The sequence below is a fragment of the Peribacillus simplex genome (assembly GCF_001578185.1).
GTDB lineage: Bacteria > Bacillota > Bacilli > Bacillales > DSM-1321 > Peribacillus > Peribacillus simplex_A.
Window position 1 is genome coordinate 1,832,123 of sequence record NZ_CP011008.1, and the last position, 22,820, is coordinate 1,854,942.

Here is a 22,820-nt window from a genome sequence, read left to right on the forward strand (position 1 = left end):
AAAAAAATGAGGGGAAAAATATATTTTTTTGTGATAATTGTAATTTTAGTCTTGGGAGGAATTTTTATTTATAACTCCCTAAAGGGTGATAAAACTGTATTGAACGAAACAGAGGAAGCCGTATATAATAATGTAGTTAATACTGAAGGAAATAAGGATGAAGACATAATATCTATTGAACCTTATTACAGTTGGTTAGAGAAACCAAAGAATGCTTACAGTGCATATGTTATTTTCAAAGATAGACCTAATGAAAAGGTTGAATATTCATATATAAGAGACAAAGAAAAAAAGGAAGTCTTCCGTGTGAAATAGATAAAGGAATCCATATTGCATCCTCCAATTGTAAGGCATTAACTAACAATTGGAGGATGCAATTTTTCATTTGAAGATTCTGCCTACAGAATGATTTGTAAAACATTGTCTCTTTTCACATCTTAAGTTTTTCCATACAACATTAGAATGTAGTTTAACTTCCATAATACTAATTCTAAGTATCTATATAACAATTAGAAAAGTAAGTTAAAAGGTTCTTGTTGTTATTTCATCGATAAGGAAAAGCCCTTCTCGTTTTTTTGAGAGAGGCATGTTTTTGTTTTAAAAAGGTCTTAAATTTTAGGTCTAACCTTCTTAACTAACTCCGTAATATCAATATCTTCATTATAAAGCACCTGATCTATTCGGAAATCCTCACTAGCTGCGTAGCTTTTTTAATCTGCTGAATCCATTCATATGCGGCAACGGCAGCTGTCCAATCTGGATCTTTTTTAAAGTCTGAGTCTAAGATAGGGGAGCTTCCACTCTGCAAGAAATTAGTTTCTCTTGAATGTAAGTGGACCTTGATATTTATGTTCAACCCTAAATACCTCCTGGAGTTAGTATAGTTTCATGGACACATGTTAGTTATGTCCTTACTTCTTCATTTGCCTCTTTTCAATATATATCCAACTATAATAGAACAGCCAGAAGACCAAGGGTACTAAAAGTACATAAGGTTTAAATTCATTTGAATGATGATATTGATATATTATTAAAATTATTCCTATAATCAATGCCGGCAGTAAAAGAATAAAATGTTTTTTCTTATGCAATTTACCTCTCACCAGTACTTCGTTTTGTCATTCAAAACACTCCTCTCTAAAAATGCAATCAATCCATATATTAACATAAATTCGCTATGAAAAAATGACCACATTCTGACCACCAAATAAAAATAAAAAGGTGAAATAACCTAAAAAGAATTTGTATACAGGTTATAGAAAACCTTGTTAAATAAGCCTTTATGTATCTTTTTGAAAAAAACGAAAGTCGAAGATTTGTTCCGCACACAAGTTCACCTATGGGAATGCGAACAATATATGTAAATGTATTAGTAGTTTCAAAGCATTGGTCACACTTTTTCCTCGAGTTTCTTTGACACGTGAGCATAGACATATGCTGTTGTTTGAATTGATTTTCCAGCGCGCAACCCTGTGCCATGGGTATCATCCAGGGTGCAACTGATTTCTGGAGCTGCCTGTAACTAACTCCCATTGGCTTAACACCACGAGTTCCACCACCGCCAAGATTTTGGGTTTAAATTTGCCCAATTGGATTTAAAACTTACAAAAACTAAAAAACTTAGATTCCATAATAGTGGGTATGGAACCTACAGGACATTACTGGATTAACCTATCAAAATGGCTGGTTAAACAAAACACGAGGTAGTTACTGTGAATCCCCACTTAGTAAAAAGGAATAATGAGAATCGTGACAATACTCAATCGAAAAGTGCCAGGGACGGCGTGGAGATGTGCATCATGTGGTCAAATGTGGAGTGAAAACTGACTCCTTTATTTAACTATGCCTTCACGAAGCCAAAAAGATCTGATCGCATTTCAATTACCCGGAAACCCAATTACAAGGGTTATGAAATCCTGCGAACAAGTGAGCATTCGAGAGATATTCGTACCAAACTGAGGGAGTTTAATAAGAGCTGAAATCCCATATAATATAAGGTGCTTTTGTGAAAATAAACAGATTAAATGGAAAAAAGTTGATTTTAAATCATATTGTGGGTTAAAAGGTATATGAGCTGCCTTCGAGGGGAGGAACCGGTGCATCAGTTTACTTTATGGTATTTTTTGTACTCTTCCTATTTTAATTATAGCATATAAAAAATGGACAATATAGACTATTTATTCCCATTTACTACTGGTAAAATCAATAGAACATTAATGGTTAGGAGAGATGTAGAATGAGTTCTTTGGCTCTCGGTTTTCAGGAAATAGAAAAAACACAGCTTTTGCTCGTTGGCGGAAAAGGGTTAAATTTAGGGGAATTGTCAAAAATTGAAGGAATACAAGTACCAGAAGGATTTTGTGTTACAACAGTGGGATATCAAGAAGCCATCGAACAAAACAAAACGTATCATGCTTTGTTGGATCGACTCACAATGTTAAAAGTAGAAGAACGAGAGCAAATTGGTGAAATCAGCAGGAGGATTCGACAAATCATTATGGAAGTAGAAATTCCTTCCGATGTTGTGAAAGCAGTTACTCACTATCTCTCCCAGTTTGGCGAGGAACATGCTTATGCAGTGCGTTCTAGTGCGACTGCTGAAGATCTACCACATGCCTCTTTTGCCGGTCAACAAGACACCTATTTAAATATTATTGGCGTCGATGCCATCATGCAGCATATCAGCAAATGTTGGGCTTCCCTGTTTACGGATCGCGCGGTAATCTACCGTATGCAAAATGGATTTGACCACAGTCAAGTTTATTTATCCGTTATCGTTCAAAGGATGGTTTTCCCACAGGCTTCAGGGATTTTATTTACCGCTGATCCGATTACTTCCAACCGAAAGCTGCTATCAATCGATGCCAGTTTTGGACTTGGAGAAGCACTGGTCTCTGGCTTGGTATCTGCCGATTGTTATCAAGTACAGGAAGGGGAGATCGTCAATAAGAGGATCGCAACCAAAAAATTGGCTATCTATGGAGTAGAAGAAGGCGGAACAGAGACCCAGCAGATCGATCCCGATCAGCAAAAGACGCAAACACTTACTGAACAACAAATTTTACAACTGGCACGCATCGGAAGACAGATCGAAGCTTATTTTGGTTGCCCGCAAGATATCGAATGGGGTTTGGTTGATGATACATTTTATATTGTCCAGAGTCGGCCAATCACTACTTTATACCCGATCCCTGAAGCGAATGATCAAGAAAATCACGTTTACGTATCTGTCGGTCATCAACAAATGATGACCGATCCCATGAATCCACTGGGATTGTCTTTTTTCCTGTTAACGACTAATGCACCCATGCGTAAAGCTGGTGGAAGGTTGTTTGTTGATGTCACACATATGCTGGCTTCACCTAGCAGCAGAAAAATGTTATTAGATGGCATGGGACAACACGATCCGCTCATGAAAGACGCACTCATTACCATAATAGAGCGAGGAGATTTCATAAAATCTTTACCAAATGATAGGCAAGAACAGAGTTCCGGTAAAAGCAATAAAGGTGTGTCGTCTGCTGATTCTAGGGGACAAATCGAAAACGACCCGACCATCGTTTCTGATTTGATTAAGAGCAGTCAAACATCGATAGAAGAGTTAAAACAAAACATCCAAACGAAATCAGGATCAGATTTATTTGATTTTATTCTGGAAGATATCAAAGAATTAAAGAAGATTTTATTTGACCCACAAAGTTCAGCTGTGTTTATGGCTGCTATGGATGCTTCATCATGGATCAATGAAAAAATGAACGAGTGGTTAGGTGAAAAAAACGCAGCAGATACGCTTTCTCAGTCTGTACCAAACAATATTACTTCGGAAATGGGTCTGGCGCTATTGGATGTCGCAGATGTGATTCGTCCTTATCCAGAAGTAATTGATTATTTACAACATGTAAAAGATGATAACTTTTTGGATAAACTGGTTAAGTTTGATGGTGGACAGGAAACCCAAGACGCTATCCATGATTATCTCAGCAAATACGGAATGCGATGTACCGGAGAAATCGATATTACTAAAACTCGTTGGAGCGAAAAACCAACTACACTTGTCCCTGTGATTCTTGGTAATATCAAAAACTTTGAGCCTAATGCCAGCAATCAGAAATTTGAGCAAGGGCAACAGGAAGCTTTGAAAAAAGAACAAGAGTTATTAGATCGATTGAAACAACTACCGGATGGTAAACGAAAAGCCGAAGAGACCAAACGAATGATCAGCCTAATCCGGAATTTCATCGGTTATCGAGAATATCCAAAATACGGCATGGTTAATCGCTACTTCGTTTATAAGCAGGCTTTGATGAAAGAAGCCGAACAGCTCGTACAAGCCAAAGTCATTCGTGAAAAAGAAGATATATACTACCTCACTTTTGAAGAACTTCATGAAGTCATACGCACAAATAAATTGGATTACCAGATCATCAGCAAACGAAGAGAAGAGTACAAATTCTATGAAAAACTAACTCCACCACGTGTTATCACGTCTGATGGTGAAATCATTGTAGGTGAGTACAAACGAGAAAATCTCCCAGCCGAAGCTATTGTAGGTCTGCCTGTTTCTTCCGGAGTTATTGAGGGACGTGCGCGTGTCATCTTAAACATGGAAGATGCTGATCTAGAAGAGGGAGATATATTGGTCACCTCCTTTACTGACCCTAGCTGGACACCATTGTTTGTATCCATAAAGGGCTTAGTCACCGAAGTTGGTGGACTGATGACCCATGGAGCAGTTATCGCACGTGAATATGGCTTACCAGCGGTTGTAGGGGTGGAAAATGCCACCAAGATAATAAGAGACGGGCAACGAATTCGCGTGCATGGAACAGAAGGGTATATCGAAATAATATAAGTGGTGAATACTTCCAGATTTAATCAGTAGCACCGCACCAGTGGTTACCAGAGCGGTGACTTACAATCTTACCATTGGGACCAAAAGTTGAAGCCAACTTTATCGGTGGTGCATACTTACAAATGATAGTTACCGATCCAACGCCATTCAAAACATCAATATATTGTGTCCTTCTTTCAAATTTATAACTAAATATGCTAATTAAAAGATAAAAAAACCCCTTTTTCTCCAACAATTCTTTTGGAAAAGGGGTTTGTCTATACTCTGAGACCAGACCACAATAAGTGGTCTCTTTTATTTGTTCAAAGATCAACATTTCTCTAGCCCGAACTTATTTAGGAAAGGAATTTTTTTCTGTCTCTTATGAGATTCTGATGAGTATAATTCGTGATAGAGAGCTGGTTAAATGGCAAGCAGCATTAATTATGCCAGAACTATATGACTCGTGAATTACTCAAAAAAGGATTTATCTAACCTGTGAAAGGGTGAAGGCTTATGAACGGACAAAGATATAAAGCTTTCTGTCCATCCTGTACATTTACAGTGTTTTCAGGAAACACTTAGCCTAAATAATTATAAAGTCAAATGTACGTGTAGGTGTCATTTTGTTTTAGATATTAACTTTACAGAAAGGATTAAAAATATGGTCTTACGTTAAAGAGCCGAACTTGAAAAAGATTTTTATAAGAATGAACTGTTTGAAAATGGGATATTTCAAAACGTCCCAAGGAAAGCAACTCTGAGAACTCATTGTATGACCTTGATGGAAATAAGGTTTGTTCATCATACGCTGCTGAAGAGGAGCAGCAAAGGTTTTAGTTGAAGATGATGAATGAAATGCTGTTAGAAAGCATGTCTAATACTACTGCTATAGTGAGTTAAAATATTAGATATTGCCCCAATGAATTAATTGACGATGAAGAAAATGGAGTTTTAGTTCAATATAGGATTGCAAGCAGAAACGATGATATCTATGTTCAATCATCCGAATACAACCCTAGCGATGGGAATAGCTGGTTTAAAAAAGGTAGTAAAGGAAATTCAACAAGAAATTTATGCAGATTCTTGGGACGTTTTGTCAGGTCAGCACTTGAAAATCGTCAATTGAAAATTAAAAACCTACAATTAGTCAAAAGGATTGATACCGAAATTAAACATAAAAAAACAGTCAAGTTCATTCTGAACTGACCCAGGATTCGAATGGCGGGTCTTTTGGTTTATAAGTTCCATAGGGGTGCACTAAAAAAGACCACAATAATGAACTGCACCCCAATTGTTAGACACCATCGCGGTAAAAAACCGGCTAGCTATCAATTGCTTCGTACGAGCTCTATGCCAATAGCTGAATGTGGACTTATTTTTCATGCTGAAGATCAGCTGCCCTTCAAATATCAAGATCAATGGTTCTCCGTATGGGTAGGGTCTAAACTTCCATCTAATAGAGCAGGATCTATAATGATTCTTGGGTAAATGGCTTCTTTTTTCAAATTGATATGCTTTGATAAAGCGTGATCCAAATGATACATTACCTTCGCTTTCATTTTTCCCCTCGTTTTGAGCAACAAAGTTTTCAATAGTTTTTAAAGCTTTTAGAAGGTTTTCAAAATATTTGGATCTTCTTTGCTTTTTGCAACTAAATTACTAAATCCTTAGATATCTAAAAAGGCACTCAAACAATTCGTATATTGTAGTTGCTGCTCATTTAGGTATCCTTTCTCCATAGAAATCTCCTCGTTTTTCATAAAATTTCATGGGTTGGAAATATATTGTTATCCCCTTTATAAGTATAATCTCAACAACTTGTTACATCTCTTCCTCAATCCTGTATTTAAATAATTTCTCATTGTAAACAAAAAGAACCTTCTCTTGGGAGTTTACATAAGCTAAATCAAATAAAGAATTGAGGGGGAATTACTAAAAATGTATGGTTTAATAAATGATGATATAAATGTAAATGATTTAAGAAGAATTGGTTTTGGTGGAGGGCACTTTGGAGGTTTTGGTGGAGGGCACTTTGGAGGTTTTGGTGGAGGGCACTTTGGAGGTTTTGGGAGACCATTTGGATTTGGAAGACCGTTTGGATTTGGAAGGCCATTTGGTTTTGGAAGACCGTTTGGTTTTGGCTTTCCTTTTCTAGGAGGGCTTGCTGCAGGAGCGTTGCTTGCAGGGCCATATTATGGTGGCTATGGATATGGTGGCTATGGGTATGATGGCTATGGATATCCAGGATATGCTCCATACCTATCCCCATATTCATACTACCCTTATTGAGAAAAGAAGTTAGTGGCTAAGAGCAAATATGAGAGAGCGGATATGAAATTGTACAGATACTTCTAATTTTAAAGCCCTTATCTTTAAAGTGGGGCTTAATTTTTATTAAAAAGGTAAATCATCAGGAATTACGGGGTTAACCTTCTTCACTAACTCCGTAATATCAATGTCTCCATTATAAACATCTTTAAAATCACCACTAAAAGCAAATTCCCCTTTTAATCTGTTGAATCCATTCGTATGCGGCAATTGCAGCTGCCAATCTGAATAAGTAGCTCAGAAACTTCATGAGTTGCGGGTAAAGTTCAAATAAGGCTCTCTCCTTAATTGGTGAGGGGTTAAAGGGCGTGCGTTCGTTCGTATATAATGGGTAAAAAGGGAGGTTCTCTTTTGATGTCTATTCGTGACCGAGGAATTCTAATTTCGTCTAGTAATGCTACTGAAGCAAAAAACATACTGGAAACAACTCCTCAAAACAAGCCACCTTCCATTATGGGATTAGCTTTTCTGGGGTATCTTGGTGGAACCATTCTTGAAGTTATAGAAAAACATGTGATAGTCAATTATTCACATTTAATAGAATTGAAAAAATTTCAAGAAATATTTAAAATGATACATATGATGTTCCATTACATATAATTGGATATGAGGGAACCATCAACCCACCTTTTAAGTTAAAAACATACTAAAAATAGTGTGATTTCATACAAACATCGGTATATTAACCTTATCTCATTCCCTTAGGATATCTGAGTTGCTTTTTCTCTATTTCCTTTTTCAATGCGGATGAAGAACGGAATAATGAGACTTAGAAGTAGTATTCCGGCCAACGATGCAAAGGTAATCAAATGACAGCCTCTATCGGACCAATGCAATTGATACAATTGGTCCGATAGAGGCACCTACGAAAGCCATAAACATATGAAACGAAACAGCAATACCACGAGAAGATCCAGCTAGTTGTCCAATTAATGAAATGATGGTAGGAAGGGTCAAGGCAATACCTGTAACAAACCAACATTCCAATGATACCAACAGCTCGAATCAATAATATTTGCCAGTGGTTTAATCCAAAATTAGGACCAGTTAGATAACTTACTAGGGTTGTATAATAGCCAGCTAGTGAAATAAAGAGCACTGTTGAAATAATATAGTAAATATGTAAGTCTTTTTTATTAAATATTACTCCAATTTTAATAAAATAAGAGAAAACTGACCCTTTAGGTTTCTTATTTGCATCCCTTGGTATAAAATAGGCGATTAATATAGCGGATATAAAAAGGACAGACTTTGCAAGGAGAGAAGTCTGTCAAAAAACAAATCAAGTCAATCAATCAACTCTTCGGTCTTACCGCATATTAGTAGATTCCGTTAGGAATACACTGCTATTTCGTATCTACATATTATTTGCACCAGAACCCATATTACCATTATGATCTCAATACCATTACTATTTGGGTCCTACCTCGGCCCAAACCCTTATTAGAAAGCAAAGCAAGTACAACCGATACCCCATTTAGTTCCATCATTTCCTATTACGGTATGAGTGTGTTGATGGAGAGGGTTACTGCAACTATGTTTGTGATCATGGGCATCGTGAAAAAGTATATTGTCGGCTAGGTTAGCACCACCATAACCATAAACTCCCGTCGGTGACCAATCAGGTGATGCTGGCGGCAATTCAGGTGATAAATTTTTAAATTCATCATTTCCATAAACAACCTGCCCACCCATAATGGTGAGTAATGATTCAAGGTCTTTGATTTCTTCTTCTGGCACAGTAAAGTAGTCAGCAGACATTACAGCAATATCAGCAAACTGACCTACTGCAAGGGTACCCTTTTTATCTTCATCACCGGAGAACCATGCACTTCCTTTGGAGTATAGTTCCAGAGCTACTTTTCTGTCAAGTTTATTCTTTTCATCGTATATCGAAAGACCACCAATGGTTTTTCCTGCAACCATCCAGTAAAGAGCAACCCAAGGGTTATAGCTGGAAACCCTCGTTGCATCACTACCGGCGCCAACAGGTATACCCAGGTCTAGCATACGATAAATCGGAGGAGTATGCTTTGCAGCTTCCTTTCCGTATAAATCAACAAAGTATTCACCTTGGAAAGCCATGCGGTCTTGGATGGCAATACCGCCATTTAAAGCCTTAACACGTTCCATACTACGGTCTGAGATTGTTTCTGCATGGTCAAACCACCAGCGTAGACCATTAAATGGAATTTCTCTGTTGACTTCCTCAAAAACATTTAAGAAACGTGTTATTGACTCGTCATAAGTTGCATGTAAACGGAATGGCCAACGATTTTCCACCAATAGAGAAATTACTTTCTTTAAGTCAGCTTCCATCACCGTAGCTAGGTCGGGCTGCGGCATTTGAAATTTTTCAAAATCGGCTGCCGAGAATACTAACATTTCTCCAGCACCATTCATTTTATACTTATCATTTCCTTGACCCGGAGAAACAATTTTTGCCCATGAAGCAAAGTCTTCATATTCATGATCTGGATTTTGCGTAAATAGATTATAAGCAATACGCAAAGTTAATTGATCCTTCTCGGCTAAATGTTCAACAACTTTGTAATCATCAGGATAATTTTGGAATCCGCCACCTGCGTCAATGGCACTTGTGATACCTAATCTATTTAATTCGCGCATAAAATGGCGAGTAGAGTTAATCTGGTCGTCAATATTAAGTACTGGAGCTCTACCCAAACTTGAATATAGAATAGAAGCGTTAGGATTGGCAATTAAAAGACCTGTTGGATTACCTCGTTTATCTCGCTGAATTAAACAGCCCGGAGGATCTGGGGTATCTTTTGTGTATCCCAGTGCACGCAACCCTGCACGATTTACAAGTGCTCTATCATAAAGATGTAGCACAAAGACAGGTGTGTCTTCAGAAACAGCATTAATCTCTTCCAAAGTTGGCATCCGTCTTTCTTTAAATTGAAATTCAGACCAACCTCCAACTACTCTTACCCACTGGGGAGCAGGTGTACGCCTTGCCTGCTCTCTAAGCATTTCCAGAGCAATAGCAAGTGATGGCACACCTTCCCAGCGCAATTCCATATTATAATGAAGACCGCCACGAATAACGTGTATATGAGAGTCATTCAAGCCCGGAATAGCTCTCTTTCTTTTAAGGTCTATTTTTTTGGTATTTTCTGTGGCACTATCAAGAAGCTCATCTCCACCTACTGCAGTGATTAAACCATCAGTTATGGCGATAGCCGATACCTCAGGTTGAGATGGGTCAAGGGTAGTGATTTTTCCGTTATATAAGATCATATCCGGTAAATTCATGTTCACACCTCGTCTACTTCCTATTATTCTGTAACCATGGATGAAATATTTTACCGAGAATCGGCATTACTACCCATGATAGCAAGGACACTATACATACTGAAACAAAAAAAGCTGACATAATAGGAATCATATTTTTTATAAAAGGTCCTACCACTTTAGGAACCAACATGCTAAGAGGCCATACACCAAGAACGGTAACAATGGACATTTTCCATTTTGGCGGTGGAACTGGCATTTTCGGAGTAACAAACCAATAAGCCAAACTGCTTTCAGTTTTGTACGTTGGATTAGTAGCTTGAAATAGTTCTGCCTTTTTTAACAAATCTCGACGAATATCTGACTCTTGCCAAGCACGAAGATGCTCATACGTATCAAAGCGAAAAACAACAGTATACTCTCTGGATCCGTTATTGGGGACTATTAGATTTACGCCTAAATGCCCTGGAAATTTAGTAGCGGCAGCTTCGATTTCATGTCTCCACGTTTCAAACTGTTTTTCTCTACCTTCTTGAATTTCCCATGTAACAATCGTTGTTACTGGACCACCAGCATCCATAGTGTTCCCTGTATGAGTTTCTCCGACAGTTACTCTTTCCTGATTCATATTTTCCTGCTTGGAGGCGCGCCATGTACCATAGTATATGCGTATTCCACACCTTGACCATAAGCACCAGTGTGTTCTTTTACAATTTCCATAACAGCATCATAAGTGTCTTTGCGTGCCCAGTCACGTTGGTATTCAAGTAAAACTTGAATTGCTGTCACTGGAATTGCTCCAGCTTGTTCTACACGACGCATAGCAGCATTATGTGCTGTCAAACTAGTACCACCTGAAGCATCATCAACTGCATAAACTTCATAGCCAGCTTTAATTGCTTCAAGCACAGGGAATGCAAGGCAAACTTCAGTCCAAAGTGCTGCAAATATCAATTTTTTTCTACCTGTTGCTTTAACTGCCTCAACAAATTTTGAATCTTCCCAAGAGTTCATTGAACTACGTTCTATAATTTCATGGTTTGGAAATATGTCAAGAATTTGTGGCCAAAAATAACCGGAAAAGCTTTTTGTTTCAACTGTAGTAAGAATAGTAGGTACGTTAAAAGCTTTTGCTGATTTAGCAAGCAGCATAACGTTATTCATTAATGTTTGTCTGTCAATGCTTGCAACTCCAAAAGTCATTTGAGGCTGAAAATCGATCAAAATTAATGCACTGTTCTCCGGAGTTAACAATTCTAAATTACTCATAATAAAACACTCCTTTTTTTAAATTTTTTCAAATAAAGTTTTTTGAAACAATTTTAATATTTTTTTAAAGGCAATTATTAGTTTCAGCTGTAATCGTAAAAATAAAAGCCTTGCTATACTTCTTATTTAAAAAGTAGCGCTGATTAAATCGAGGGCACTGAAAAAGTCCCTTCGGGCCAATAGAGGTAGATTTTCTCAGTTTATTCTGAGGAAATCTACCTTTTTTTGTTTTATAATCAAAGGTAATAAATTTATGTGGGTGAGTACGATGATTCAAAAACAAACGTCTATGGTTTTTAGTCCATATATGGCCATTTATGATGTAGTGGTTCCAAAGGATAACATGTTACGCAAGATCAATGAACTTATTGACTTTTCTTTTGTGTTGGAAGAATTGAGGGACAACTACTGTCTTCATAACGGTAGGAATGCTGTCGATCCAATACGTATGTTTAAATATTTGCTGCTCAAGACCATTCATGACCTATCAGATGTGGATATAGTTGAGCGTTCCAGGTATGACATGTCCTTTAAATATTTCCTCGGCATGGCTCCAGAAGATCCAGTTATTGACCCTAGCTCCTTAACGAAATTTCGAAAGCTCCGTTTAAAAGACATAAACCTTTTGGATATGCTCATTCATAAAACCGTTGAGATTGCGATTGAAAAGGAAATCATTAAAAACAAAACGATTATTGTGGATGCCACCCACACGAAAGCCAGATACAATCATAAGACTCCAAAAGAAATATTGATGGACCAATCTAAAGGATTAAGAAAAGTAATCTATTCGATAGATGAAGAGATGAAAAATAAATTCCCATCCAAAACCACTACTGATGTATTGCAGGATGAAATTACTTATTGCCAGAAGCTCATCGAGGTAGTGGAAACAGAGGAGCGTATCACCCAATATCCAAAGGTAAAAGAGCAGTTAAATCTATTAAAGGAAACGGTATCCGATGATATCGAACAGTTAAGGATCTCCAAAGACCAAGATGCCAAGATTGGCCACAAGAGTGCTGACTCTTCTTTCTTTGGATACAAAACACATATTGCGATGAGTGAGGAACGAATCATTACAGCTGCGACTATCACTACAGGTGAAAAAACGGACGGTAAAGAATTAAAGGCATTAATTGAAAAGAGCACGGCTGCCGGTATGGTGATTGAGACCGTGATTGGCGATACAGCTTACTCAGAGAAGGGAAATATTGAATACAGTGAAGAAAATAACATTAAACTAGTCGCAAAATTGAATCCTTCTGTTACACAGGGATTCCGGAAGAAGGAAGAGGAATTTCAATTTAATAAGGATGCAGGAATGTACGTTTGTAAGGCTGGGCATTTGGCTATCAGGAAAGCTCGCCAGGGCAAAAAAGATGTAGCGACGAATCAAACAGATACCTATTACTTCGATATAGAAAAGTGTAAGATTTGTCCCTTAAAAGAGGGCTGTTATAAAGAAGGAGCGAAAAGCAAGACCTATTCTGTCAGTATTAAATCCAATGAACATACAGAACAGGCTACATTCCAGGAAAGTGAGTATTTTAAAGAAAAATCAAAAGAACGTTATAAAATAGAAGCGAAAAACAGTGAATTGAAACACAGACACGGGTATGATGTTGCAAAATCCTCGGGTCTACTTGGCATGGAATTACAAGGAGCAATGGCTATTTTCACCGTTAACTTGAAAAGAATATTGAAATTAATGGCCTAAAAAAGTGACACAAAGAAGCAAAAAAAGACGATTTCCATTCAAGTATCGAATGAGAATTGTCTTTTTTTTAGTTTGATTTACCGTACTAGTTAGAAAAACGTGAGTTTTTCAGCAGCCTCGATTAAATCAGCGCTACTTTTATGCTATCCACTTTTAAAAAAAGTGATTTATAGCTATTTCTTAGGAATAAATTTATGCATTTTGTTTACTAAGATCTCGCTGAGCTCCCATATAGCTTCCAATTACATTTTGATAACCTGGAAGATTACTAGCAAGTAAATTGCCAAAACCTTCGACATCGTTGCGCCAATCGCGTTGTAATTCGCACGCTACGCTAAACCAGTTCATAAGTTGCACGCCATTATGTGCCATACGCGTATTGGCAGCTTCTGCAACTTGTTTACTGAAAGTGCCTGAAGCATCAGTAACAGCAAATACTTCATACCCAGCTTTTATAGCGGAAAGTGATGGGAAAGCAACGCAAACATCCGTAACTACGCCCGCGATAATAAGTTGTTTTTTTCCAGTTTCTTTGATTGCTTTTACAAAATCATCATTATCCCATGCATTAATTTGTCCAGGTCGAGCTATTTTTGGTGCATCAGGAAAGAGATCAACCAATTCTTGCATTAATGGCCCATTAGGTCCGTGTTCAAAGCTTGTTGTTAAAATAACTGGTAAATCAAAAAACTTAGCAGTGTGAGCAAGAGCCAAAACATTGTTCTTAAATTCATCAACACCATAGTCACGAACTAGTCCAGCCATAAGGCCAGTTTGATGATCCACTAAAAGAACGACAGCATCATCTTTATTAATACGAGAATAGAGATCAGACATTATGTATTCCTCCTAAAATTAAGTACTCGAAGAAAGTTTAAATATTATAATAAATTCCTTCGTTTGCTACAATCAATTTATAACTAAACTGATTGTAGATATTAGTTTATCTATAAACTAATGACAAGTCAATAATTTCATTACAAGTCATAAAAAACCAATTGGATATTTTTTAAAAATGCTTCTATTTATCTAAAGCAGGAGTTTTATCTATCCAATTTATAAATTGTTGTAAATAACGCTGAAGATAACGTTTTGTCTTTTCGTCAGTAAGCACTTTCTGATCGGAATCAATCTTTTCATGTACTTGAGAAATCAGCACTTTTTGAAATGGAAGAACATGAGCTTGCATAGTTTCTAGTATTTCTCTGATTTGCATCTGAGCATAAACAGTACCTAACCCCCCAGGAGTTGCTCCAATTAGGCCAACCGGTTTTCTGCTAAGAACAGCGGATTCCCGAGGTCTTGATGCCCAGTCCAATGCATTCTTTAATACGCCTGGAATTCCAGAATTGTACTCTGGACTTACAATAATGATACCGTCAACGTCCTGGATAGCAGATTTAAATGATGTCACTGTTTCTGGAACACTTATTTCTAAGTCTTCATTAAAAAAAGGTAGATTATTTATCTCGATCCAACGAAATTGATGGGAATCATCCATCTCTGTTAATGATTGAGCAATGATCCGATTATAAGAGTTTTTTCGTAAACTACCACAAATAAGGCCAATGGTCTTATACATATATTTCCTCCCCTGTTAAAATCATCTCATCGTACCATGATATAGCAAAATGAAAAAAGTGGCTTTGTGCCTAATCTCAAACTGTTTAATTTAATGAAGTGTTTATTACAAAAAATCTAGGATGTAAGGGATTTCTCATTAGTTTTCTTATTATTGGCTAGTGCTTGCAAGCTATGGCAAATAGACTATGTCTATATTATTTTCTCTTCCAACCACTTTATATTTCCAGCATACTAGTAACTATAAAAAAATTGGTGGGAGTGCAGAAATGGAAGAAAAGAAAGTCACCATAAATAGCTATCTGCTTCTCTGATTGAATAAAGGTGAATCTTCTTGCTATTTCAAATAGTAATCGCAAATTCAATATAGCTTCCTGGTGAAACTTCAATAATGACAACCTTAACTATAACTATTTTCTCCTTCTGACCTATTTCATATGAATCATTGGAAATCATATATCATCAATATCACTTTGATATCGAAAATGCTGGGCGATACTCCTTTATTTAACCAAAATTAATAATGGATATAGTGAATAATTTTCGAGATCCAATATTTTTAGACAATAAAAAATTTCGCATAAAGGAAAAAACACCCTTAAAGTCGTATATACAATTATCGACAAATTGGCGATGCTTTTTTAAGGTTAGTGTCTAACCGGAATAAAAATGGGAGTGAAAATAAAATGAGTAAAAAAACGATGGGTATTCACCACATTACTGCAATTGTTGGTCATCCTCAAGAGAATGTTGATTTCTATGCAGGTGTATTAGGTTTACGTTTAGTGAAAAAAACTGTCAATTTTGATGACCCAGGTACCTACCATCTTTATTTTGGCAATGAGGGAGGAAAACCAGGAACAATCATGACATTTTTTCCATGGGCAGGAGCTAGTCAAGGGAAAATTGGTGATGGTCAAGTAGGCGTTACATCTTATGTTGTTCCAAAAGGAGCTATAAAGTTCTGGAAAAAAAGACTGGAATCCTTCAATATTCCTTTTACTGTAAGGGAGCGCTTTAGCGAGGAATACTTGGAATTTGATGACCCACATGGGCTACACTTGGAAATTGTTGAAAGGGAAGAAGGCGAGGTAAATACATGGACCTTTGGCGGGGTGACACCTGAGGTAGCTATTAAAGGCTTTGGCGGTGCTACTTTATTATCGGCCTATCCTGACAAAACGGCTGTATTGTTAGAAAAAATATTGGGACTAGAATTAATCGGCAAGGAAGGCGGCTTTGCACGTTACCGTTCTTCAGCAGAAATTGGCAATGTCATTGACTTAAAATTAACGCCAATTGGACGCGGGACAATGGGTGCTGGAACCGTACATCACATTGCATGGCGGGCAAAGGATGATCAAGACCAATTGGAATGGCAAAAATATGTTGAGGAAAACGGATATGAGGTAACTCCTGTACGAGATCGAAACTATTTTAATGCGATTTACTTTAAAGAACACGGGGAAATTCTCTTTGAGATTGCAACAGATCCTCCTGGATTTTCTCACGATGAATCTGAAGCGACGATGGGAGAAAAATTAATGTTGCCAGAGCAGTATGAACAGTTTAGAGAGCAGATTAAACAAAGTATTTTACCATTTGAGGTAAGAGAATTAAAGTTGTGAGCTGGTTAGCTGGTACAAATTATGCAAAATTAGGTGAGATTTTTTCCATAGCGAGACTTAATTAATTTCTTAATCAAAGTAAAGAAAAGAATGGGAATGGTGAGGTTGCAAAAAACAACAGGGATCCATCATATTACAGCAATGGTGAACGATGCCCAAAGAAGTATTGATTTTTATGCTGGCATACTGGGGTTAAGACTTGTAAAAAAGACGATAAACTTTGATCGTCCAGAGGTCTATCATCTTTATTTTGGAAATGAAACTGGTCAACCTGGGGCTGTTATAACTTTTTTTCCGTGGTCAAACCAGTTAAAAGGTCGAATTGGCACAGGACAGGTTGGAGTAACCAGTTTTATCATCCCAAATCAATCCATTAAATTTTGGGCAAATCGTTTGAAAAAATTTAGAATTAGGTTTATTCAATCCCTACGTTTTGGAGAAAAATATTTACAATTTCAAGATCCGGATGGTCTCGAAATTGAATTAGTGGAACGTAATGAAGGCCCAAAAAATAATTGGAGTTTTGGAGAGGTCGATTCAGAGGTCGCAATTAAAGGGTTTGGTGGAGCTATACTAATTTCAACTCAGCCTAATAAAACTGCGGATGTGCTTGAAAACGTATTAGGGCTTGAATGTCTTGGGCAAGAAGCGAGCTTCCTTAGGTTTAAATCGGATGGTCAGTTTGGAAATACAATTGATATTAAGCTAACTCCTTCGGTTCGCGGGTTAAAAGGGGCCGGAACTGTTCACCATATCGCATGGAGGGCAAAGGATGACCAAGATCTTTTGAGATGGAGAACACTTCTTCAAGATAAGGAGTATTATCCGACTGAGATTCGTGATCGAAACTACTTCAATGCTGTGTATTTCCATGAACAAGGCGGTATCCTTTTTGAAATAGCGACCGATCCGCCAGGCTTTTCCGTTGATGAAGCTGTCGCTGAGCTTGGTAATAAACTGATGTTACCATCTTGGCTGGAGCCAAAACGAGAAGAATTAGAAGAAGCCTTACCTACCGTGGAAGTTCGCGTTCTGGAGGGAGATCAATCATGAAACATATATTTAATAAGGGTAAAGATTCAACGAAACCAACGTTATTATTACTGCATGGTACTGGCGGAAATGAATTAGATTTATTACCTATAGCGGGAAGAATTGATGACGAGGCATCAGTGCTAAGTGTCCGCGGAAATGTATTGGAAAATGGAATGCTTCGATTCTTCCGGAGATTAGCTGAAGGTGTATTCGATGAGGAAGATCTGATTTTCCGTACAAAAGAATTAAATGAGTTTCTTGATGAGTCTGCTGCAAAGTATAATTTTGATCGAGACAACATGATAGCTATTGGATACTCAAATGGAGCTAATATAGCTGCTAGTTTATTATTTCACTATCAAAATGCATTAAAGGGAGCCATTCTCCATCACCCGATGGTACCGAGAAAAGGAATTGTTCTTCCTGATTTGTCAGGAAAATCAGTCTTTATTGCTGCTGGTAAAAATGATCCTATATGTTCGCCGATGGAATCTACTGAACTTCAATCATTATTTGAAAAGGCTAATGCAAAAATTGAAGTTCATTGGGAAAATAGTGGGCATCAATTGACTGTTGATGAAGTTGAAGCTGCGGCTTACTGGTATCGCAGGGTCTTTTAAAATTTCCAAGTGAAATCGACAAATAAGCCTTGATATTTTAGGAACGGCTGTGATTCCTAATTCCTTTAATTGGAGATACCCCAATTGGAGTTGCTTAGAAATCTCTTATTCGATTTTTCAGTTTTAATTTTTTTCAATGATTTACACACCTTGGTTTAAACAAATAAATTGTAATCTAATATATTTTTTTCATAATTTTGCAATTTTAATAGTTGGGAATATAATAATCCTATAAACATTTTGTAAAAAAAAGTATTTTAAATGTTTTGGATAAAGAGTTTTTTTGATCAGCTAAGCAAGAATATAGGGTTAATAAAGAAACTTCATGGGAGGAACTTTTATATGGCAAAATTTACTGTAGGTAATGAAAATCATGCTCCAATTGAACTTTATTATGAGGATCAGGGTTCAGGGAAACCCATTGTCTTAATACATGGGTGGCCTTTAAGTGGACGCTCTTGGGAATATCAGGTGCCAGCTCTTATTGAAGCAGGTTACAGAGTCATAACATATGATCGCCGAGGATTTGGAAAATCATCTCAGCCGTGGGAAGGATATGAATATGATACACTTGCTTCTGATTTACATAAACTGTTGGAACATTTAAATCTTCAAAATGTCACACTTGTTGGTTTTTCTATGGGTGGAGGTGAGGTAGCTCGGTACATTAGTTCGTATGGAACAGATCGTATTGAAAAGGCTGTTTTTGCTGGAGCAGTTCCTCCTTATTTATACAAATCAGAGGATCATCCTGAAGGAGCATTAGATGATGCAACAATTGAAGAATTCAAAAGTGGCGTGATAAATGACCGCCTTGCATTTCTTGACAAATTTACAAAGGGATTTTTCGCGGCTGGTAATCAAACAGATTTAGTTAGTGAGCCATTCCGTTTATATAATCGGGATATTGCAGCTAGTGCCTCTCCTAAGGGAACGCTCGATTGTATAACGGCCTTTAGTAAGACAGATTTTAGAAAGGACTTGGAAAAGTTCAATATTCCTACTCTTATTATTCACGGTGACTCTGATGCAACTGTACCTTTTGAGTTAAGTGGAAAACGTACATATGATTCCATTCCTGGTAGTAAACTCGCTCTAATAAAGGGTGGTCCGCATGGATTACACGCAACTCATCCAAAAGAATTTAATGAAGCGTTACTAACATTTTTAAAAGACTAATAAAGTAATGACAGTTTTACTTAAATGAGAAAAAGCATTCTTTGTTAATAATATCGTATGAATCAGGTGTTGAAGAACTCCTTATCCGTATGCACTTTAGTTGAAAAAACAGCACAAAAGGATCTTCGTTTGGGGCTGTTGACAAATCCCCCTTTAAACAAAGAAAGATGAACATCTACTGAATGTAGTGTTTATCTTTTTTTTGTTTACTATATTTTGTGTCCGGTTATGAAATTCTTTAGTTTGTCAACAGTCCCGTTTGAAGATCCTTTTTCATTCCCATTTTCTCTTTAATTTTGATTAAATGAATAATCTTGTTTTTTCATTTTATAATTTACTCAATCTGATGTATTTTTATGGATTTGAAATAAAGTCTCGATGTTTTGTCTCTATAAAAAAGTTCCCTTCCTTAGAAAAAATTAAGGGTACTTAAATAAAAATAAGTTTCCAAAAACGAAGGTTTTTCCGGTACTTTTCCCGGCAGACCTTCGGTTTTTTTATGCCAATATCTGAAAAAATCCCAATCGTAAATTAATAAAATTCCGTTCCACACTGGAAAGAACTGAACGAAAACGGAGAGTCCAACTGGGCCAAAAAGATGGGTTGGGACTTTTGATAAAGGTGTGTTCATGTAATTTCCTCTTTCTACCGCCGCCTCTTTAAAATCAGTCAGATGTTTTTTCCCTCCTCTTTCGGGAGGTAAGAATGTTCGGTTTTACTACATAAATATAAAAGAAGTAAATAAAAATAAAAAATGGGTTGCACACAACAGCTACTTTGTAATACTATATAGTAGTACTCGGTAATGCTAAGTAGTTTATTAGGAGGATATATGAAAGATTTAACTGAAATGCTTAAAGGTGTTCTTGAAGGGGTGGTGCTTCAAAAGATCCATGCTGGAGAAACTTACGGCTATGAAATTACCAAGTATCTAAACGATTTAGGATTTGGCGATATTGTGGAAGGAACTGTCTACACCATTCTTGTTCGAATCGAGAAAAAAGGGCTCGTCATTGAGAAGATAAAGTCAGAGCTTGGACTTGCGAGAAAATTTTACACGCTAAACGCTAAAGGAGAACAAGAGTTAAAGGAATTTTGGGAGCGTTGGACATTCTTAGAAAAAAAATGAATGAAATAAAGGAGAAAAGAAATGTTAAAAAAAATGATGCAAGAAAAAAGAGAATATCGTGCCTATAAAAAACGAGTGAATAAATTACCAGAAGAATACAGAAAGGCGATGAAAGCAATTGAAAAATACATGTGGAATTTTGCAAAGGGATCAGGCATGTTTGAGATTTTAAAAAATATTTTAGAGATGTTTGAGAATAGTGCTACGGATGGCTTATGCGTACGAAAAGTAGTTGGAGATGGTATTGCCGAATTTGCCGACTCATTATTAGCAGAATTTCCAGAAGAAACATGGATAGATAAAATGAAAAAAAAATTAAGGGATTCAATTGAGTAAAGGAGAGAGAGCCATGAATTCAACAGTCCTTAACATCAAAAATGTAAAAAAGAGCTTTAAAGGGAATGAGGTTTTAAAGGATGTCAATATCACTTTGAAGCAAGGTTCCGTATATGCCTTATTAGGGGCGAACGGTGCTGGGAAAAGTACCCTATTAAAAATTGTTACCGGGTTACTAAATAGTGATGGAGGGAAAGTGACAATCCAAGACATAGATGTCGCTAACAATCCGGTATTGGCACAAAAGTTATTTAGCTTTAGTTCCCAGAATACCACTGTTGACGGAGTACTCACTGGATACGAAAACCTTTATTTAATTGCTAAATTACGACACGAACGCAACCCGAGAAAAGTTGCCGAAAGTTTGTTAGAAAAGTTTGATCTGACTGAAGCCAAAGATAAAGCTGTTTCAAATTATTCAGGAGGAATGTGTCGTCGTCTTGACTTAGCCATGAGTTTAGTTGGGAATCCAGATATCATTTTTCTGGATGAACCTACTACTGGATTGGATCCGAATAGCAGGCAGGAGCTTTGGAATACGATTAAAGAAATGAAGTACCAAGGGAAAACCATCTTTTTAACGACTCAATATTTAGAAGAAGCAGATTATTTAGCCGATCAAATAGGCTTTTTACGAGAAGGGAAAATTGTTGCCAGCGGGACCCCAGATGAAATGAAACGAATTGCTGGAGTAGATAAATTACTTCTTGTATTTAATCGAAATCAAGACGCCGAGAAAGCTTTAAAACTTTTGGAATCTTATTCTCCGATCAAAAATGCAGACTTTGAGATTTCCATAGATTTAGATAAAGAAATTCAAACGACATTGAAAGTATTGAATGCCCTAACAACTGAAAAAATTGACCTCAAAACCTTCAAAATGACTACTCCAACCCTTGATGATGTATTTATGACACTTTCGAAAGGATGAAAATTATGAATGTTTTTCAAAATTTAAGTGATACATTAACGCTTGCAAATCGGATCATTAAACATAATATACGTAGTATCGACACGCTTCTTACGGTTGTCGCGATGCCGGTTATGATGTTATTGGGTATGGTTTTCATATTTGGCGGTGCCATTCAAATTGCTGGGGTGTCTGAAGATGAGTATATTAATTATATTCTTCCCGGAATTCTGTTAATGACGATTGCTACAGGATCTGCTTACACCTCGTTACGGATAAATTTAGACAAAACCTCAGGGATGTTTGACAGATTTAAGTCAATGCCCATAGCCAAATCATCTGTACTGGGGGGGCAGGTAATAGCTTCAGTTATTTTTATGTTAGTTTCAATAATGGTCGTATTAATAGTAGGATTTATAGCTGGATTTAGAAGTGAAGCAACATTTGCTGAATGGCTACTTGTGGCACTATTGATCACTCTCTTTTCGCTAACATTAACGTGGATTTCAGTGCCATTTGGATTGGCTGCTAAAGGTATTGAAGGAGCAAGTTCTTTTTCATATATCTTAATAATGCTGCTTTTTGTCAGTTCTGCATTTGTTCCTGTCGAAGGAATGCCGAAGATCATCCGAATCTTTGCGGAAAATCAACCAATGACACCGATTATTCAAACTATTAGAAATCTGTTAGACTCGCAGCCTGTTGGAAATGATCTGTGGGTGTCGTTCGGTTGGATGGTGTTAATAATATTAATTTCATATATTTTTGGATTGAAGGTTTATAGAAGAGTTTAAAGAGTTGTTGCTGTAAAAAAGTAGTTATCTATTATAATTATTTTGTATCAAAGCAGCAAAATAATTGCTGGAGAAACAAATGATTTTAAGGAAGAAAAAATGAACCCTTTGCTAGTATATATAGCAAAGGGTTTTCAAATTTATTGATTTAGTATCTTCTTCTTTTATCTTGTTTACTCAAGAATAAAGAAAACGACACAGT

Annotated in this window: 21 protein-coding genes and 2 pseudogenes; 16 read left to right on the forward strand and 7 right to left on the reverse strand. The window is 36.8% G+C overall.

Translation table 11 applies throughout. The features are described 5' to 3' along the window. Window positions 1–6 precede the first annotated feature (6 nt). A complete protein-coding gene (locus UP17_RS08670; protein ID WP_061462549.1) occupies window positions 7–315 on the forward strand; it encodes a DUF3139 domain-containing protein in 309 nt (102 codons plus the stop codon). Between the two features lie 361 nt (window positions 316–676). On the opposite strand, the gene UP17_RS08675 is transcribed toward UP17_RS08670, so the two are convergent. Next, the gene (locus UP17_RS08675; protein ID WP_061462550.1) at window positions 677–856 is read right to left on the reverse strand and encodes a hypothetical protein; all 180 of its coding nucleotides are present in this window, start codon (window positions 854–856) and stop codon (window positions 677–679) included. Between the two features lie 764 nt (window positions 857–1,620). Here UP17_RS08675 and UP17_RS28670 point away from each other — a divergent pair. From UP17_RS28670 to UP17_RS29195, 3 genes and pseudogenes are all read left to right on the forward strand, one after another. Further along, a pseudogene (locus UP17_RS28670) lies at window positions 1,621–1,772 on the forward strand (IS110 family transposase); the annotation flags it as partial. A gap of 464 nt (window positions 1,773–2,236) precedes the next feature. Continuing rightward, complete coding sequence (ppsA, locus tag UP17_RS08680; RefSeq protein WP_061462551.1) at window positions 2,237–4,852, forward strand: phosphoenolpyruvate synthase; 2,616 nt, start codon at window positions 2,237–2,239, stop codon at window positions 4,850–4,852. A 973-nt stretch (window positions 4,853–5,825) separates the two neighbouring features. After that, window positions 5,826–5,960: a hypothetical protein gene (locus UP17_RS29195; protein ID WP_284149564.1), complete on the forward strand. Its 135-nt coding sequence runs from the start codon at window positions 5,826–5,828 to the stop codon at window positions 5,958–5,960. 289 nt (window positions 5,961–6,249) lie between these two features. On the opposite strand, the gene UP17_RS27435 is transcribed toward UP17_RS29195, so the two are convergent. Further along, window positions 6,250–6,393 carry a hypothetical protein gene (locus UP17_RS27435; protein ID WP_155727274.1) on the reverse strand — a complete coding sequence of 48 codons (144 nt, stop codon included), beginning with the start codon at window positions 6,391–6,393 and terminating at the stop codon, window positions 6,250–6,252. A 379-nt stretch (window positions 6,394–6,772) separates the two neighbouring features. Between UP17_RS27435 and UP17_RS08685 the strand changes: the two genes are divergently transcribed. The 3 genes and pseudogenes from UP17_RS08685 to UP17_RS29490 form a co-directional block, all read left to right on the forward strand. Beyond that, window positions 6,773–7,123 carry a hypothetical protein gene (locus tag UP17_RS08685; RefSeq protein ID WP_061462552.1) on the forward strand — a complete coding sequence of 117 codons (351 nt, stop codon included), beginning with the start codon at window positions 6,773–6,775 and terminating at the stop codon, window positions 7,121–7,123. 390 nt (window positions 7,124–7,513) lie between these two features. Further along, window positions 7,514–7,762: a hypothetical protein gene (locus UP17_RS08690; protein WP_155727275.1), complete on the forward strand. Its 249-nt coding sequence runs from the start codon at window positions 7,514–7,516 to the stop codon at window positions 7,760–7,762. A 639-nt stretch (window positions 7,763–8,401) separates the two neighbouring features. Next, window positions 8,402–8,485, forward strand: a pseudogene (locus UP17_RS29490) (IS6 family transposase); the annotation flags it as partial. A gap of 120 nt (window positions 8,486–8,605) precedes the next feature. On the opposite strand, the gene UP17_RS08695 reads toward UP17_RS29490, so the two are convergent. From UP17_RS08695 to UP17_RS08705, 3 genes are read right to left on the reverse strand one after another with little or no spacing between them, the layout of a single operon-like run. Continuing rightward, complete coding sequence (locus tag UP17_RS08695; protein WP_061466033.1) at window positions 8,606–10,438, reverse strand: amidohydrolase; 1,833 nt, start codon at window positions 10,436–10,438, stop codon at window positions 8,606–8,608. Between the two features lie 13 nt (window positions 10,439–10,451). Then, window positions 10,452–11,045 carry an antibiotic biosynthesis monooxygenase gene (locus tag UP17_RS08700; protein WP_061462554.1) on the reverse strand — a complete coding sequence of 198 codons (594 nt, stop codon included), beginning with the start codon at window positions 11,043–11,045 and terminating at the stop codon, window positions 10,452–10,454. After that, the gene (locus UP17_RS08705) at window positions 11,042–11,686 is read right to left on the reverse strand and encodes a hydrolase (RefSeq protein ID WP_061462555.1); all 645 of its coding nucleotides are present in this window, start codon (window positions 11,684–11,686) and stop codon (window positions 11,042–11,044) included. The genes UP17_RS08700 and UP17_RS08705 overlap by 4 nt, the downstream gene beginning before the upstream one ends. A 268-nt stretch (window positions 11,687–11,954) precedes the next feature. Between UP17_RS08705 and UP17_RS08710 the strand changes: the two genes are divergently transcribed. Then, window positions 11,955–13,406: an IS1182 family transposase gene (locus UP17_RS08710; protein ID WP_061466034.1), complete on the forward strand. Its 1,452-nt coding sequence runs from the start codon at window positions 11,955–11,957 to the stop codon at window positions 13,404–13,406. A 192-nt stretch (window positions 13,407–13,598) separates the two neighbouring features. On the opposite strand, the gene ycaC is transcribed toward UP17_RS08710, so the two are convergent. Beyond that, on the reverse strand, window positions 13,599–14,243 hold the full coding sequence (gene ycaC, locus UP17_RS08715; protein ID WP_061462556.1) for an isochorismate family cysteine hydrolase YcaC: 645 nt from the start codon (window positions 14,241–14,243) through the stop codon (window positions 13,599–13,601). Window positions 14,244–14,427: 184 nt separating this feature from the next. Beyond that, window positions 14,428–14,988 carry an NADPH-dependent FMN reductase gene (locus UP17_RS08720; RefSeq protein WP_061462557.1) on the reverse strand — a complete coding sequence of 187 codons (561 nt, stop codon included), beginning with the start codon at window positions 14,986–14,988 and terminating at the stop codon, window positions 14,428–14,430. Between the two features lie 685 nt (window positions 14,989–15,673). Between UP17_RS08720 and UP17_RS08725 the strand changes: the two genes are divergently transcribed. From UP17_RS08725 to UP17_RS08765, 8 genes are all read left to right on the forward strand, one after another. Beyond that, on the forward strand, window positions 15,674–16,615 hold the full coding sequence (locus UP17_RS08725; protein WP_061462558.1) for a ring-cleaving dioxygenase: 942 nt from the start codon (window positions 15,674–15,676) through the stop codon (window positions 16,613–16,615). 105 nt (window positions 16,616–16,720) lie between these two features. Then, on the forward strand, window positions 16,721–17,668 hold the full coding sequence (locus tag UP17_RS08730; RefSeq protein ID WP_155727276.1) for a ring-cleaving dioxygenase: 948 nt from the start codon (window positions 16,721–16,723) through the stop codon (window positions 17,666–17,668). Then, on the forward strand, window positions 17,665–18,270 hold the full coding sequence (locus tag UP17_RS08735; protein WP_061462559.1) for an alpha/beta hydrolase: 606 nt from the start codon (window positions 17,665–17,667) through the stop codon (window positions 18,268–18,270). The genes UP17_RS08730 and UP17_RS08735 overlap by 4 nt, the downstream gene beginning before the upstream one ends. Window positions 18,271–18,612: 342 nt before the next feature. After that, window positions 18,613–19,449 carry an alpha/beta fold hydrolase gene (locus UP17_RS08740; RefSeq protein WP_061462560.1) on the forward strand — a complete coding sequence of 279 codons (837 nt, stop codon included), beginning with the start codon at window positions 18,613–18,615 and terminating at the stop codon, window positions 19,447–19,449. A gap of 832 nt (window positions 19,450–20,281) precedes the next feature. Further along, window positions 20,282–20,578 carry a PadR family transcriptional regulator gene (locus UP17_RS08750; protein WP_061462562.1) on the forward strand — a complete coding sequence of 99 codons (297 nt, stop codon included), beginning with the start codon at window positions 20,282–20,284 and terminating at the stop codon, window positions 20,576–20,578. 21 nt (window positions 20,579–20,599) lie between these two features. Beyond that, window positions 20,600–20,914 carry a DUF1048 domain-containing protein gene (locus UP17_RS08755; RefSeq protein ID WP_061462563.1) on the forward strand — a complete coding sequence of 105 codons (315 nt, stop codon included), beginning with the start codon at window positions 20,600–20,602 and terminating at the stop codon, window positions 20,912–20,914. 13 nt (window positions 20,915–20,927) lie between these two features. Beyond that, window positions 20,928–21,845: an ABC transporter ATP-binding protein gene (locus tag UP17_RS08760; protein ID WP_061462564.1), complete on the forward strand. Its 918-nt coding sequence runs from the start codon at window positions 20,928–20,930 to the stop codon at window positions 21,843–21,845. A gap of 5 nt (window positions 21,846–21,850) precedes the next feature. Beyond that, complete coding sequence (locus tag UP17_RS08765) at window positions 21,851–22,618, forward strand: ABC transporter permease (RefSeq protein ID WP_061462565.1); 768 nt, start codon at window positions 21,851–21,853, stop codon at window positions 22,616–22,618. Window positions 22,619–22,820: the final 202 nt, after the last annotated feature.

Coding starts and splice junctions, on each gene's coding strand:
- UP17_RS08670 (WP_061462549.1), top strand. CDS start 7: ATGAGGGGAAAAATATATTTTTTTGTGATAATTGTAATTTTAGTCTTG.
- ppsA (WP_061462551.1), top strand. CDS start 2,237: ATGAGTTCTTTGGCTCTCGGTTTTCAGGAAATAGAAAAAACACAGCTT.
- UP17_RS29195 (WP_284149564.1), top strand. CDS start 5,826: ATGTTCAATCATCCGAATACAACCCTAGCGATGGGAATAGCTGGTTTA.
- UP17_RS27435 (WP_155727274.1), bottom strand. CDS start 6,393: ATGAAAGCGAAGGTAATGTATCATTTGGATCACGCTTTATCAAAGCAT.
- UP17_RS08685 (WP_061462552.1), top strand. CDS start 6,773: ATGTATGGTTTAATAAATGATGATATAAATGTAAATGATTTAAGAAGA.
- UP17_RS08695 (WP_061466033.1), bottom strand. CDS start 10,438: ATGAATTTACCGGATATGATCTTATATAACGGAAAAATCACTACCCTT.
- UP17_RS08700 (WP_061462554.1), bottom strand. CDS start 11,045: ATGAATCAGGAAAGAGTAACTGTCGGAGAAACTCATACAGGGAACACT.
- UP17_RS08705 (WP_061462555.1), bottom strand. CDS start 11,686: ATGAGTAATTTAGAATTGTTAACTCCGGAGAACAGTGCATTAATTTTG.
- UP17_RS08710 (WP_061466034.1), top strand. CDS start 11,955: ATGATTCAAAAACAAACGTCTATGGTTTTTAGTCCATATATGGCCATT.
- ycaC (WP_061462556.1), bottom strand. CDS start 14,243: ATGTCTGATCTCTATTCTCGTATTAATAAAGATGATGCTGTCGTTCTT.
- UP17_RS08720 (WP_061462557.1), bottom strand. CDS start 14,988: ATGTATAAGACCATTGGCCTTATTTGTGGTAGTTTACGAAAAAACTCT.
- UP17_RS08725 (WP_061462558.1), top strand. CDS start 15,674: ATGAGTAAAAAAACGATGGGTATTCACCACATTACTGCAATTGTTGGT.
- UP17_RS08735 (WP_061462559.1), top strand. CDS start 17,665: ATGAAACATATATTTAATAAGGGTAAAGATTCAACGAAACCAACGTTA.
- UP17_RS08740 (WP_061462560.1), top strand. CDS start 18,613: ATGGCAAAATTTACTGTAGGTAATGAAAATCATGCTCCAATTGAACTT.
- UP17_RS08750 (WP_061462562.1), top strand. CDS start 20,282: ATGAAAGATTTAACTGAAATGCTTAAAGGTGTTCTTGAAGGGGTGGTG.
- UP17_RS08755 (WP_061462563.1), top strand. CDS start 20,600: ATGTTAAAAAAAATGATGCAAGAAAAAAGAGAATATCGTGCCTATAAA.
- UP17_RS08760 (WP_061462564.1), top strand. CDS start 20,928: ATGAATTCAACAGTCCTTAACATCAAAAATGTAAAAAAGAGCTTTAAA.
- UP17_RS08765 (WP_061462565.1), top strand. CDS start 21,851: ATGAATGTTTTTCAAAATTTAAGTGATACATTAACGCTTGCAAATCGG.